The 13,626-nt window shown below is 55.5% G+C and carries 16 protein-coding genes; 5 read left to right on the top strand and 11 right to left on the bottom strand.

The window, feature by feature from the left end; translation table 11 throughout:
* Positions 1 to 2: 2 nt before the first annotated feature.
* Together AC1RKG_RS11885 and AC1RKG_RS11880 are read left to right on the top strand one after the other, a co-directional pair.
* Positions 3 to 1,421 carry a glutamate synthase small subunit gene (locus AC1RKG_RS11885; RefSeq protein WP_044553650.1) on the top strand — a complete coding sequence of 473 codons (1,419 nt, stop codon included), beginning with the start codon at positions 3 to 5 and terminating at the stop codon, positions 1,419 to 1,421.
* A 171-nt stretch (positions 1,422 to 1,592) separates the two neighbouring features.
* Positions 1,593 to 2,072: a hypothetical protein gene (locus tag AC1RKG_RS11880; protein ID WP_020831834.1), complete on the top strand. Its 480-nt coding sequence runs from the start codon at positions 1,593 to 1,595 to the stop codon at positions 2,070 to 2,072.
* A 66-nt stretch (positions 2,073 to 2,138) separates the two neighbouring features.
* On the opposite strand, the gene sspB is transcribed toward AC1RKG_RS11880, so the two are convergent.
* From sspB to zapE, 5 genes are all read right to left on the bottom strand, one after another.
* Entirely contained in the window at positions 2,139 to 2,636 is a 498-nt protein-coding gene (sspB, locus tag AC1RKG_RS11875) for a ClpXP protease specificity-enhancing factor (protein WP_493183103.1), read from the bottom strand.
* A gap of 5 nt (positions 2,637 to 2,641) precedes the next feature.
* On the bottom strand, positions 2,642 to 3,283 hold the full coding sequence (gene sspA, locus AC1RKG_RS11870) for a stringent starvation protein SspA (RefSeq protein WP_012147043.1): 642 nt from the start codon (positions 3,281 to 3,283) through the stop codon (positions 2,642 to 2,644).
* A 337-nt stretch (positions 3,284 to 3,620) separates the two neighbouring features.
* Entirely contained in the window at positions 3,621 to 4,013 is a 393-nt protein-coding gene (rpsI, locus tag AC1RKG_RS11865; RefSeq protein WP_020831838.1) for a 30S ribosomal protein S9, read from the bottom strand.
* 15 nt (positions 4,014 to 4,028) lie between these two features.
* Positions 4,029 to 4,457: a 50S ribosomal protein L13 gene (rplM, locus tag AC1RKG_RS11860; protein ID WP_020831840.1), complete on the bottom strand. Its 429-nt coding sequence runs from the start codon at positions 4,455 to 4,457 to the stop codon at positions 4,029 to 4,031.
* 275 nt (positions 4,458 to 4,732) lie between these two features.
* Entirely contained in the window at positions 4,733 to 5,860 is a 1,128-nt protein-coding gene (zapE, locus tag AC1RKG_RS11855; protein ID WP_493183101.1) for a cell division protein ZapE, read from the bottom strand.
* A 231-nt stretch (positions 5,861 to 6,091) separates the two neighbouring features.
* Between zapE and zapG the strand changes: the two genes are divergently transcribed.
* From zapG to degS, 3 genes are all read left to right on the top strand, one after another.
* Complete coding sequence (zapG, locus tag AC1RKG_RS11850; protein ID WP_020831844.1) at positions 6,092 to 6,493, top strand: Z-ring associated protein ZapG; 402 nt, start codon at positions 6,092 to 6,094, stop codon at positions 6,491 to 6,493.
* Positions 6,494 to 6,688: 195 nt separating this feature from the next.
* Positions 6,689 to 8,059 (top strand): serine endoprotease DegQ, encoded by a 1,371-nt coding sequence (degQ, locus tag AC1RKG_RS11845; protein WP_128864528.1) that lies wholly within the window; start codon positions 6,689 to 6,691, stop codon positions 8,057 to 8,059.
* 96 nt (positions 8,060 to 8,155) lie between these two features.
* The gene (gene degS / locus AC1RKG_RS11840; RefSeq protein WP_122080296.1) at positions 8,156 to 9,214 is read left to right on the top strand and encodes an outer membrane-stress sensor serine endopeptidase DegS; all 1,059 of its coding nucleotides are present in this window, start codon (positions 8,156 to 8,158) and stop codon (positions 9,212 to 9,214) included.
* Between the two features lie 417 nt (positions 9,215 to 9,631).
* Here the strand turns inward: degS and murA are convergent, their stop codons facing one another.
* The 6 genes from murA to mlaE form a co-directional block, all read right to left on the bottom strand.
* The gene (gene murA / locus AC1RKG_RS11835; RefSeq protein WP_130017013.1) at positions 9,632 to 10,891 is read right to left on the bottom strand and encodes a UDP-N-acetylglucosamine 1-carboxyvinyltransferase; all 1,260 of its coding nucleotides are present in this window, start codon (positions 10,889 to 10,891) and stop codon (positions 9,632 to 9,634) included.
* 55 nt (positions 10,892 to 10,946) lie between these two features.
* Positions 10,947 to 11,201 carry a BolA family iron metabolism protein IbaG gene (gene ibaG, locus AC1RKG_RS11830; RefSeq protein WP_020831850.1) on the bottom strand — a complete coding sequence of 85 codons (255 nt, stop codon included), beginning with the start codon at positions 11,199 to 11,201 and terminating at the stop codon, positions 10,947 to 10,949.
* A 140-nt stretch (positions 11,202 to 11,341) separates the two neighbouring features.
* Positions 11,342 to 11,644, bottom strand: coding sequence for a lipid asymmetry maintenance protein MlaB (mlaB, locus tag AC1RKG_RS11825; protein WP_493183100.1), 303 nt, complete (start codon positions 11,642 to 11,644; stop codon positions 11,342 to 11,344).
* Positions 11,644 to 12,273 carry a phospholipid-binding protein MlaC gene (gene mlaC, locus AC1RKG_RS11820; RefSeq protein ID WP_044553666.1) on the bottom strand — a complete coding sequence of 210 codons (630 nt, stop codon included), beginning with the start codon at positions 12,271 to 12,273 and terminating at the stop codon, positions 11,644 to 11,646. Before mlaC ends, mlaB begins: the two co-directional genes overlap by 1 nt.
* A 14-nt stretch (positions 12,274 to 12,287) precedes the next feature.
* A complete protein-coding gene (gene mlaD, locus AC1RKG_RS11815; RefSeq protein WP_493183099.1) occupies positions 12,288 to 12,839 on the bottom strand; it encodes an outer membrane lipid asymmetry maintenance protein MlaD in 552 nt (183 codons plus the stop codon).
* A gap of 4 nt (positions 12,840 to 12,843) precedes the next feature.
* Positions 12,844 to 13,626, bottom strand: a complete 783-nt coding sequence (gene mlaE / locus AC1RKG_RS11810) for a lipid asymmetry maintenance ABC transporter permease subunit MlaE (protein ID WP_046372552.1) — start codon at positions 13,624 to 13,626, stop codon at positions 12,844 to 12,846.

The raw sequence follows: 13,626 nt of genomic DNA, 5'->3' as shown, positions 1-13,626 counted from the left end.
AAATGAGTCAGAATGTTTATCAATTTATCGACCTGCAGCGCGTTGATCCGCCAAAGAAACCGCTGAAGATCCGTAAAATTGAGTTTGTAGAGATTTACGAGCCGTTTTCGGAAACTCAGGCGAAAGCGCAGGCGGACCGCTGCCTGTCGTGCGGTAACCCTTATTGCGAATGGAAATGCCCGGTTCACAACTACATCCCGAACTGGCTGAAGCTGGCGAATGAAGGCCGCATCATGGAGGCGGCGGATCTGGCGCACCAGACCAACAGCCTGCCGGAAGTCTGCGGCCGCGTTTGCCCACAGGATCGCCTGTGTGAAGGCTCTTGTACTCTCAACGATGAGTTCGGTGCGGTGACCATCGGTAACATCGAGCGCTATATCAGCGACAAAGCGATCGAAATGGGCTGGAAGCCGGACATGTCCCATGTACTGCCTACCGGCAAACGGGTGGCGGTGATCGGTGCCGGTCCTGCCGGTCTGGCCTGTGCCGATGTGCTGACCCGCAACGGCGTGAAAGCGGTGGTCTACGATCGTCATCCCGAGATCGGTGGCCTGCTGACCTTCGGTATTCCGGCCTTCAAGCTGGAAAAAGAAGTGATGGTGAAGCGCCGTGGCATCTTCAGTGAGATGGGCATTGAATTCCAACTCAACACTGAAGTGGGCAAAGACATCGCCATGGAAACGCTGCTGAGTGAGTTTGACGCGGTGTTCCTCGGCGTCGGTACTTATCAGTCGATGCGTGGTGGTCTGGAGAATGAAGACGCGCCGGGAGTCTACGACGCATTGCCGTTCCTGATCGCCAACACCAAACAGCTGATGGGTTATCAAGCCGAGCAGCATGAGCCGTATGTCAGCATGGAAGGCAAACGCGTGGTGGTACTGGGCGGCGGTGATACCGCGATGGACTGCGTACGCACCTCTATCCGTCAGGGCGCCACCGAGGTTATCTGCGCCTACCGCCGTGATGAAGCCAACATGCCAGGCTCCAAGCGTGAAGTGAAAAACGCGCGTGAGGAAGGGGTTGATTTCAAATTCAACCTGCAGCCGCTGAGCATCGAACTGAACAGCGCCGGCCGCGTCGCCGGTGTGAAAATGGTTCGTACCCAACTGGGCGCGCCAGACGCCAATGGTCGTCAGGTTGCAGAACAGGTGCCAGGCTCCGAGCACGTTATCGATGCCGATGCCGTGGTCATGGCGTTTGGTTTCCGTCCGCACCAGATGGACTGGCTGGCTGCCCACGACGTCGAGCTCGACAAGCAAGGTCGTATCGTGGCACCGGAAAGCACCGATAACGCCTTCCAGACCAGCAACCCGAAAATCTTCGCCGGTGGCGATGCGGTACGCGGTTCTGACCTGGTGGTGACGGCGATTGCCGAAGGGCGTAAAGCCGCCGATGGCATCATGAGCTATCTGGAAGTGTAATTTTTCGCTGACTTCCCCCCAAGGGCCCGCAGCCAAAACTGCCGGGCCTTTGTTTTTTCACCGCAACCCACACGCTTTGTAACACCCCCTTTTGCCCAACGCGCTATAGTATTGAGTTAGCATCACTCAGGGGCGCTGCTGCGTCTGATATCTTGATAAGGATAGCTAACCATGAAATTCTCCTTTGCCTTACTGACTGGCGCACTGCTGGTTGTCAGCTTCAATTCACTGGCCATGTCGCTCGACTCTCAGGAAGTGGGTTATAACATTGAGGCACGCGGTGCGGCGTCGGTGGTCGCACAACTGGCTAAAGCAGGCCAGCTTGCCGCGGTAGAAAAAAACATCAAACTGGGCGACGATAACTGGATCGCGCTGGCCCCTAAACTGGCCAATGGGGGTAACGCCTCATTTACCGCCGGCGTGAAGTCAGCCCTGTCTTCCGCGTTGGTCTATAACCCCGCGGCGGTGCTGCATGCCCTCGACAAAGGCAATAACTTACCGATCAACGATATCTGTACCGCGCCGCCGGAAGTGCAAGGTGATACCGCTATCACCACGTTCAAGCAGCGCGCCACCCATGCACTCACCACCGTCCGTATCGGCGATCTCAGTGCACCGCGTGACGCCTGTATCGCCTCATTGAAAAGCTAAGCCAAGCCGGATCGCAGGCAATAAAAAAGGTCGCCGAAGCGACCTTTGGTGTTCACTACCGCGAGGTTATTTCACCACGCGCAGTGCCGGGCGGCCACCACGTGGCGGCGGAGGCGGTTCATCGTCCGAATCGTTATCTTCACTCAGATCCGGCCGATCGCCATCAATCACCGACATCAGGCTTTCCGATGGGATCGTCTCATTGTCCAGGCCTTCAAACGCGCCTTCCGCTTCATAAGCGGCTTCCGGTTCGAACATGGTGCCTGCACCGTTCTCACGCGCATAGATCGCCAGCACGGCTGCCATTGGCACAGAAACCAGACGCGGCACACCGCCGAAACGTGCGTTGAAATGCACTTCGTCGTTGCCCAGTTCCAGATTGCCCACCGCACGCGGCGCAATGTTCAGAACAATCTGTCCATCGCGGGCGAATTCCATCGGCACTTGCACATCAGGACGCGTCACATCTACCACCAGATGCGGTGTTAGCTGATTGTCCAGCAACCAGTCATAGAACGCCCGCAGCAAGTACGGACGGCGTGGTGTCATCTGAGACATATCCATGACGCTTAGCCCCGAGTCTGCAGGCGCATTTCGCGCTCGGCTTCGGTCAGGGAGGCCAGGAAGGCATCGCGTTCGAAGACGCGGGTCATGTAGCCTTTCAGCTCTTTGGAGCCAGCACCGCTCAGCTCAATGCCTAACTGCGGCAAACGCCACAGCAGCGGCGCCAGGTAGCAATCCACCAGGCTGAACTCTTCGCTCATGAAATACGGCGTCTGACCAAAGATAGGGGCAATCGCCAGCAGCTCTTCGCGCAGTTGACGGCGAGCTGATTCAGCTTCCTGACCGTTGCTCTGCTCGATTTTGTACATCAGCGAATACCAGTTTTTCTCGATACGCAGCATCATCAGGCGGCTCTCGCCACGCGCGACCGGATAAACCGGCATCAACGGCGGGTGCGGGAAGCGCTCATCAAGGTATTCCATGATGATACGGGATTCATACAGGGTCAGTTCGCGATCGACCAGCGTAGGCACCGTCTGGTACGGGTTGAGGTCAATCAGATCCTGCGGCAGGTTATCCAACTCAACCTGCTCAATCTCGACGCTGACACCTTTCTCCGCCAGTACGATACGTACTTGATGGCTAAAAATGTCGGTCGGGCCAGAGAACAGCGTCATTACCGAACGTTTGTTGGCAGCGACAGCCATGAAAACCTCCAAGTTATCTAGAAAATACTGCGAATAGCCCACTGACAGGCTGCTATCCTGAATGATCTTGACCGCAGGCCAGCAACTCGCAGCTAAACCTTAGGTCATAAAAACCGGCCTCGGAGGTAAACTGATAACTGCTGCATGGCGAACAGGCGCAAAAGTGGATGATAGTTTACCAGATTTTGCTTGTTTTGTGGGGGCTGTGCGGCGAATTCGTATTGAATTGTCTGATATACCAAAGATTTTAGTAGCAGCAACGTGATTTTCAGGCATAAAAAAACCCGGTGAAGCACCGGGTTTTTTGCGTAAATTCCACTGCCGAAGCAGTAAAAAATTAACGCTTGGAGAACTGCGGACGGCGACGTGCTTTACGCAGACCGACTTTCTTACGTTCAACCTGACGGGCGTCACGAGTGACGAAGCCAGCTTTACGCAATTCTGCACGCAGAGTCTCGTCGTACTCCATCAGTGCACGGGTGATACCGTGACGGATAGCACCAGCTTGACCAGAGATACCACCACCTTTAACGGTGATGTACAGGTCAAATTTACCAACCATGTCAGTCAGTTCCAGCGGTTGACGAACTACCATGCGGGCAGTTTCGCGACCGAAGTACTGTTCCAGGCTGCGCTGGTTAATTACGATGTTACCACTGCCCGGCTTGATGAAAACGCGAGCGGCGGAGCTTTTGCGGCGACCAGTGCCGTAGTATTGATTTTCAGCCATTGCCTATAATCCCGATTAGATGTCAAGAACTTGCGGTTGCTGTGCCGCATGAGTGTGCTCGTTGCCCGCGTAAACTTTCAGTTTACGGAACATTGCACGACCCAACGGACCCTTTGGCAGCATGCCTTTAACCGCGATTTCAATCACGCGCTCAGGACGGCGGGCAATCATCTCTTCAAAGGTCGCTTGCTTGATACCACCGATGTGGCCGGTGTGGTGGTAATACACCTTGTCTGTACGCTTGTTGCCGGTTACAGCAACTTTTTCTGCGTTCAGAACGATGATGTAGTCACCGGTATCAACGTGCGGGGTGTATTCCGCTTTATGCTTGCCGCGCAGACGACGAGCCAGTTCAGTAGCGAGACGGCCTAAAGTTTTACCATCTGCATCAACAACGTACCAGTCGCGTTGAACGCTCTCTGGTTTAGCTGTAAAAGTTTTCATTAGAAAGCTTACCCAATAATTAGTTACACGTTGGTGAACACCCAAACGCTCGAAAACAGTTGAGGCTCACACGACCATACAAGTCCAGCAAACCTACCCCTTCGAATAGCCATTGCCGGCACTATAAAGTTTTTGGGAAAAAAAACTTTGTTGTAACGTGGGGTCGCAAGATTATAGAGAAGTCGCTCACAAAGATCGAACGCTTTTTGAATGGAAACGCAATTAATCGCCAGCAGCGGAAAATCGGGGACGCCGGCGGTGGCGCCCCCGGGCAATCAAGGCAGATGCGGCAACTTGAGATACTCCTCGCTTTGCATCTCCTGCAGCCGCGACAGGCAGCGCTGGTACTCAAACTTCAGCCGCTCGCCCTGGTAAATCTCGAACATCGAGGCTTCGGCAGCGATCACCAACTTGACGTGGCGCTCGTAAAATTCATCCACCAACGCCAGGAAGCGGCGTGCGGTATTTTCCTTCAACGGCCCCATCACGCGCACATTATACAGGATAACGCTGTGGTAGAGGCGCGATAAGGCGATGTAATCGAGCTGGCTGCGTGCTTCCTCGCACAAGGTATGAAAATCAACGGCCAGCACGCCGTCTACCGCGTTGATAACCTGCAGCGGCCGGTGATTGATCTGCAATACCGGTGCCGCCTCGCCTTTCTTGCCGGCCAGTTTCACGAACATCTGATCCATGGTCTGCCGGGTTTGTTCATCCAGCGGCGTCAGATACAGGTGCGCCTGAGTCAGGGTGCGCAGACGATAATCAATGCCGGCGTCAACGTTCATCACATCGCAATACTCGTTAATCAGGTCGATCGCCGGCAGAAAGCGCGCGCGCTGCAGACCGTTGCGATACAGATCGTCCGGCGGAATATTGGAGGTGGCGACCAGCGTAATGCCACGGGCAAACAGCGCCTGCAACAGCGTCGCCAGCAGCATGGCGTCGGTGATGTCGGAAACAAAGAACTCGTCGAAACACAGCACGTCGGTTTGCGCCTTGAAACCATCAGCGATGATTTCCAGCGGATTTTCCTGCCCCTGCAATTCGGTCAGCTCTTCGTGCACCCGCAGCATGAAGCGGTGGAAATGCAGCCGTAGCTTGCGGTCACCCGGCAGACTGTGGAAAAACATATCCATCAGCCAGGTTTTGCCACGCCCGACCCCGCCCCACATATATAAGCCCTGCACCGGCCGCTGTTTTACCGTTTCGCTGCTTTTGCCCAGCAAACGGCTCAGCTTGCCGCGCAGACCGCCGGCAGGTGCACTGACGGCCGGTATTTGCTGCAAGGCCTGATAGATATGATCCAGTTGAGTGACGGCCTGGCGTTGAACCTCATCGGCCTGGTATTCCCCCGCAGCAAGCAGCCGCTGGTAGCGTGATAACGGTGATTGTGCCTGCATCTGTTCGATGTTCCCTAAGAACGCTTAGAAATTATTTAGCCCATTTTCGCGACATATTACGGCTGGTTAGCCCTCATATCGCCACAAATGCCCACTCTGAGCGGCGCTGAAAACCCTGTAAAAATCAGGTCAAAGCTCATCAGGATTCCACTCGGACAAGGTTAACGGTTATAGTGGATATTATTAAGTGAAAAATCCCTGCGGAACAACGAAGTCAAAATAGGAGTCATCATGACCTGGGAGTATGCGCTGATTGGTTTGGTGGTCGGTATCGTCATTGGTGCGGTAGCGATGCGTTTTGGTAACCGTAAATTACGTCAACAACAAGTTTTGCAGAACGAGTTGGATAAGAGCAAAACCGAGCTGGAAGAGTATCGTCAGGAGTTGGTCGGTCATTTTGCCCGCAGCGCCGAGCTGCTGGACAACATGGCACGCGATTATCGCCAGCTGTATCAGCATATGGCGAAAAGCTCCAACAACCTGCTGCCGGATCTGCCGATGCAGGAAAATCCGTTCCGCTATCGCCTGACCGAAGCCGAAGCGGATAACGATCAGGCGCCGGTAGAAATGCCGCGCGACTATTCGGAAGGCGCATCAGGCCTGCTGCGTGGCGAACGTCCACGTCGCGACTAAACGCCGTTCTTCGCCCGTGGGCCAGTCCCACGGGTTTTTGATCCTCCTCATACTTCTTCCCCCACGCTGAGCTATCCTTAACGCAGACGTTTGAGTGAACTTTTCACGCAAATTCACGGTCTTACCCTTCACTATGGTATTGCTGCTGCTTTATCATCACTATTCCACCGGCAGGTATTGAGAGAGCTATTATCAATGAAGAAAAAGTCGTTAATTCTTAGTGCATTGGCAATGAGTATTGGCCTCACACTGACCTCCGTACCGGCTGCCACCGCCGCGATGCCCGTCGCCGTTCAAGGGCAACCGCTGCCAAGCCTGGCGCCGATGCTGGAGAAAGTCTTGCCCGCAGTGGTCAGCGTGCATGTTGAAGGAACCCAGGTACAACGCCAGCAAGTTCCGGAGGAGTTCAGACGCTTCTTTGGCCCTGGCGGCCCTGGGCAACAGCAAAGCTCACGCCCGTTTGAAGGCTTGGGTTCCGGCGTCATCATCGACGCCGCCAAGGGCTATGTGCTGACCAACAACCACGTGATCAACAACGCCGATAAAATCAGCGTACAGTTGAACGATGGCCGTGAAGTGGACGCCAAGCTGGTAGGCCGTGACGAACAGTCCGATATCGCCCTGCTTCAGCTCAACGACGTGAAAAACCTGACCGCTATAAAAATGGCGGACTCCGATAAACTGCGGGTCGGTGATTTCGCCGTGGCCGTCGGCAACCCGTTTGGCCTGGGCCAAACCGCCACTTCTGGCATTATTTCCGCGTTGGGCCGCAGTGGCCTGAACCTGGAAGGGTTGGAAAACTTTATTCAGACCGATGCATCCATCAACCGCGGTAACTCCGGTGGCGCGCTGGTTAACCTTAACGGTGAGCTGATCGGTATCAACACCGCCATTTTGGCGCCAAGCGGCGGCAACGTCGGTATCGGTTTTGCCATTCCGAGCAACATGGCGCAGAACCTCAGCCAGCAGTTGATCGAGTTTGGCGAAGTGAAACGCGGGCTACTGGGCATTAAAGGCAGTGAAATGACCGCCGATATGGCCAAGGCCTTTAATACCGACGCGCAACGCGGGGCGTTCGTCAGCGAAGTGCTGCCGAAATCCGCCGCTGCCAAGGCGGGCATCAAGGCCGGCGATATCCTGGTTTCGGTGGACGGCAAGCCTGTCAGCAGTTTCGCCGAGCTGCGCGCCAAGGTCGGCACCACTGCGCCGGGCAAAACCATCAAGGTCGGTCTGCTGCGCGACGGCAAACCGCAGGAAGTTTCCGTTACGCTGGATAACAGCGAAAGCGCCTCAACCAATGCCGAAACGCTTTCCCCAGCTCTGCAGGGGGTTTCACTCAGCAACGGGGCGATCCCAAGCGGTGAAAAAGGCGTGAAGATCGATAAAGTGGATAAAGGCTCTGCGGCGGCACAAATCGGGCTGCAGAAAGACGATGTGATCATCGGCGTCAACCGCCAGCGAATTGAGAACATCACGGCGTTGCGCAAGGTGCTTGAAGCCAAACCACCGGTCATGGCGCTGAACATCGTGCGTGGCAGCGAAACCATTTATCTGCTGTTGCGCTGATCGTATATTTGTTTAAAAACCGGGCGCGGTGACATACTGCGCTCGGTATTCTCATGTTATCCTCCCGGTATCTTTCATCTTACGTACTAAAACTCCATGTTTGCTAAGCTCTTGCGTTCCGTCGTTATTGGTCTAATCGTTGCCGGCCTGCTGCTGGTTGCTTTACCCGTGCTACGTTCTTCCAATGCTTTGTTCGCAGAAAAACATGATAGTACCCTTGATGAAACACCCGTCAGTTACAATAAGGCGGTACGACGTGCCGCGCCTGCCGTAGTCAATATCTACAACCGCAATATGAACGGCACCGCCAACGTGCTGTTGCTGGGGTCAGGCGTGATCATGAATGAACGTGGCTATATCCTGACCAATCGACACGTGATCAAGGATGCGCAACAAATTACCGTGGTCGTCCAGGACGGCCGCCGCTATGAGGCGCTGCTGGTCGGCTCTGACAGCCTGACCGATCTGGCAGTGCTGAAAATAGATCAGGGCAACCTGCCGGTGATCCCAATTAATACCGCACGCACCGCCCACGTCGGTGACGTCGTGCTGGCGATTGGCAACCCTTACAACCTAGGCCAGACCGTGACTCAGGGGATCCTCAGCGCCACCGGCCGTATCAGTATGAGCACCACCGGACGTCAGACCTTCCTGCAGACCGATGCCTCGATTAACCGCGGCAACTCCGGCGGTGCTTTGGTCAACTCCCTCGGCGAATTAATCGGTATCAATACCCTGACCTACGACAAAATCACCGACGGTGAAACGCCGGAAGGCCTGGGTTTCGCCATTCCTATCGAGCTGGCCACCAAGATTATGGACAAACTGATCCGCGACGGCCGCGTCATTCGGGGTTATTTCGGCATTCAGGGCAAAGAGATTATTCCGTTGCGCTCGTCCAATTCCGGCATCGATCGCCTGCAGGGCATTATCGTGACTGAAATTACTCAGGGCGGGCCGGCAGGCAACGCCGGTTTCCATATTAACGACGTGATCATCAACGTGGACAACAAGCCTGCGGTATCGGTGCTGGAAACCATGGACCAGGTAGCAGAAATCCGACCGGGTACAGAAATCCCGGTGGTGGTCCTGCGCGAAGGCAAACGCATCACGCTGAAGATGACGGTGGGTGAATTCCCGGAAGATAACAATTAAAAAGGCCCGGCAATGCCGAGCCCTCAATACTAATGCCGTTCACTTAAGGTGTTTTTTAGGCCAGTTCAACGTTCTTTTCGGTCGATAAACGGGCAAAGCTCCATGAGGTTCTGAAGCTCCGACCGAGCAAGGGGCCGTAGGCGCGGCCCCTTGCAACCCGCGCCTTTGCCCTATCAGACGGTTGGCTGCGCCAACGACTCTCACTTCATCACGCCGTATCACGCCCGACAACGCGGGTGCAGCGAGGGTATCCGCGTAGCGGACAGAGGGTGTTAAGCGAGGGCGCAGGTGGAGGGGCCGCGCCTACGGCCCCTCCAATTGCCGTTCATTGCGGCGGCAGAGAAATGCGGGATATTGACGGCAATTCTGCCTGCACTGAGCCTTCAGGGACCGAATAAAAAATGCCCGTCAGACAAATTACTCGCCTTTCACACGCTCGATATTAGCACCCAGCGCGCGCAGCTTGTCTTCGATACGCTCATAACCGCGGTCGATGTGATAGATACGATCGACGACGGTCACGCCATCGGCGATGCAACCGGCCAATACCAGGCTGGCTGAAGCACGCAGATCGGTCGCCATCACCTGAGCCCCTGACAGTTGCTCAACGCCGTGGCAAATCACGGTGTTGCTCTCGATCTCAGCGTGTGCACCCATACGGATCAGCTCAGGCACATGCATGAAGCGGTTTTCAAAGATGGTTTCGGTGATCACACCGGTGCCTTCCGCAACCAGGTTCAGCAGGCTGAACTGAGCCTGCATATCGGTCGGGAACCCCGGGTGTGGCGCAGTACGCACGGTCACCGCTTTAGGGCGTTTGCCATGCATATCCAGACTGATCCAGTCTTCGCCCACTTCGATATCCGCACCGGCTTCGCGCAGCTTGGCCAACACGGCATCCAGCGTATCAGGACGGGTATCACGGCACATCACCTTGCCACCGGAAACGGCTGCAGCGATCAGGAAGGTACCGGTCTCGATGCGATCCGGCAGAACGCGATAAACACCGCCACCCAGACGATCAACCCCTTCGATAGTGATGCGGTCACTGCCGGCACCGGTGATTTTTGCGCCGAGCGTGTTGAGGAAGTTGGCCGTATCGACAATTTCCGGTTCACGCGCAGCATTCTCAATCACGGTGGTACCGGTCGCCAGGGTGGCAGCACTCATGATGGTCACGGTAGCGCCAACGCTGACCTTGTCCATAACGATGTGTGCGCCCTTCAGGCGGCCATCGACGGAAGCTTTAACATAGCCTTCTTCCAGTTTGATCTCTGCACCGAGCTGTTCCAGACCGGTAATATGCAGATCGACCGGACGCGCACCGATGGCGCAGCCGCCCGGCAGAGAAACCTGACCACGGCCGAAACGGGCAACCAACGGCCCCAACGCCCAGATAGAGGCGCGCATGGTTTTCACCAGATCGTAGGGTGCACAGAATTCGTTCACGCCGCTGGCGTCAACGAATACGGAACCGTTGCGTTCAATCTTGGTGCCTAATTGGCTGAGTAGCTTAATGGTGGTGTCGATGTCCTTCAGCTTCGGGACATTCTGCAACTCGACCGGCTCTTCCGCTAACAATGCGGCGAACAGGATCGGCAGGGCGGCGTTTTTAGCCCCGGAAATAGCCACTTCACCGCTGAGGCGGGTCCGGCCCTGCACACGAAATTTATCCATTTGACTACTCTCTGTTATCTAAACTGACGCTGCCCGCCCCGCTGGGCAAACAGCCTTAAAATCCGTTGAGTTTGCGATCTCGCTGCCACTCTTCAGGGGTGTACGCCTTAATCGACAAGGCGTGAATACGGTTGTCCGCAATGTATTCCATCAACGGCGCATAGACCGCCTGTTGTTTCTTGACGCGGCTCATGGCGGCAAACAGCTCACCGACCACGATCACCTGAAAATGGCTGCCGTCGCCGGTAACATGTGCTTCTTCCAGTGCCAATGCGCGCATCAGCACATCTTTAATCTCGCTATTTTCCATAGTATCCAGTTCTGTATCAAAAGGATCATAATCAGCCTGATATCTTAGTGGAATACGACGTTTTCTTAAACTAAAGAAAAAGCCCCTGTACAACAGGGGCTTTCTGGGGAGAAAACGTCTTCATCCAGTCGAAAATCGGGCTAACCAGCGGTATCGACAGGCATTATTGCTTGCAGATTGTACAGTGCGATCAGCGTTTTCAAGCGATCGCCGGCGCCAGAAATTTTTAATTCCACGCCATGCTGGCGTTGCTGTTCGCGCAGATGCACCAGCAGTGCCAACCCGGACGAGTCCACCCGCTGCAGTTGAGCAACGTCGATAGCGGTTTTATCCGCCAGCAACATTTCCCGCTGTTCCCACAACGGCAACAGGGTTTCCCGATCCAACGCACCGCGCAGGATCAGGGTCTGTTGCTGCGATTCAAAGCTGAGTGCAGCTGACATCAGTTTTTCTGATCCAGAGTAATCGGCTGAGCCGCCGCCGCCTGCAGCTGCTTGGTCAGGCCGTCGATCCCCTGGGTACGCAGCGTAGAAGCCCACTCGTTCTGCTTGGTGGTGATCATGCTGACGCCTTCGGCGATCATGTCATAAGCCTGCCAGTGGCCGGTTTTGGTGTTTTTGCGCCACTGGAAGTCCAGACGCACCGGCGGACGACCGCCGTTGTCGATGATGGTCACGCGGATCGCCACAATGCTGGCGTCGCCCAGCGGCTTCTCTGGCTCAATCTGATAAGTTTGGCCGTGGTACATCGCCAGCGCCTGGCCGTAAGCCTGTTCCAGGTAGGCCTGGAATGCGGTGAAGTAGGCTTCACGCTGCGCCGGCGTCGCTTCTTTGTAAAAACGGCCCAGCACCAGCGCACCGGCGTATTTGACCTGCACAAACGGCATCAGCTCCTGATGCACCACGGAACGCAGGTAGTTAGGGTCCTGCTTGATCTTCGGCTGTTCGGTTTTCAGACGGGTGAAGGTCTTCTCAGCCGCGTCTTGCATCAGGCTGTAAGGATTGGTCTGATCGACCGCATTCGCCAGCGGTGCGACCACCAGCAGGGCAACCATAAGTAAACGTTTAAACATGCAGGTTTCCTCTCTTAATGAATAGGGGCAGCGGTTTGTGGAGCTGCACCGGCAGCCGGCTGAGCAGCCGCGTCTCCTGTTTTGGCAGCATCATCCTGACCGCCGCTCTTATACAGGAACTGGCCGATCAGATCTTCCAGAACCATGGCTGATTTGGTGTCCTGAATCGTGCCGCCATCTTTCAAGATGGCCGTGCCCATATCCGGATCTTCAAAACCGACGTTCAGCGCCAGATATTGCTCCCCCAATAGGCCGGAGGTACGGATCGCCAGTGAGCTGGTGTCCGGGATCTGGTCGTATTTATCCTGGATATCCAGGGCTACGCGCGGCGTATAGGTTTTAGGATCGAGCGTAATATCAGCCACTCGGCCAATCATCACACCGCCGATTTTCACCGGAGAACGCGCTTTCAAACCACCGATGTTATCGAAGGTCGCGTAGATGCGGTATGTTGGCTCGTTACCGATCGACTTAATGTTCGCCACTTGCAGGCACAAAAACACGATGGCGCACAGCGCAATCAGCATAAATGCCCCAACCCAGATTTCACTCTTCTTCGTTTGCATCGAATCAATTCCCAAACATCAGTGCTGTCAGCACGAAATCCAATCCCAACACCGCCAGTGACGAATGTACCACGGTACGGGTCGTTGCCCGGCTTATCCCTTCAGAGGTGGGTACGGCATCATACCCGTTGAAGATGGCAATCCAGGTCACGGTGATGGCAAATACCACGCTCTTGATCAGGCAGTTGAGCAAGTCTTTTTTCCACTCAACGGCGCCCTGCATGGCCGACCAGAAGAAGCCACTGTCAATGCCCTTCCAGTCTACGCCCACCACCGAGCCGCCCCAGATACCGATAGCGACAAAAATCATCGTCAGCAAGGGCATGCTGATCAAACCGGCCCAGAAGCGCGGCGCAACGATACGCCGCAGCGGATCGACGGCCATCATTTCCAGGCTGGAAATTTGTTCCGTTGCCTTCATCAGGCCAATTTCGGCCGTCAATGCAGAGCCGGCACGCCCGGCAAACAGCAACGCGGTGACCACCGGGCCCAGTTCACGCAGCAGCGATAACGCCACCATCATGCCCAGGCTGGCTTCTGCGCTGTAAGTGGTCAGTACCAGATAACCCTGCAACCCCAGCACCATACCGATAAACAACCCGGAAACCACGATGATCAGCAGCGACTGCACGCCCACGCTGTGCAACTGCTTGAGCAACAGTGGCCACTGCCTGCGCGGCTCAGGCCGCCCGACCAGCGCGTTGAACAGCATCAACCCAGCACGCCCAAAGCTGGCGCTGGTGTTGATGCCACGGCGTCCTAACGACGCTAACGCCTGAAATAACAT

The organism is Serratia sp. GW822-FHT06D09 (assembly GCF_058799515.1).
The sequence above is the reverse complement of the archived record's forward strand: the minus strand, read 5'-3'. Positions and strand labels throughout refer to the sequence as shown.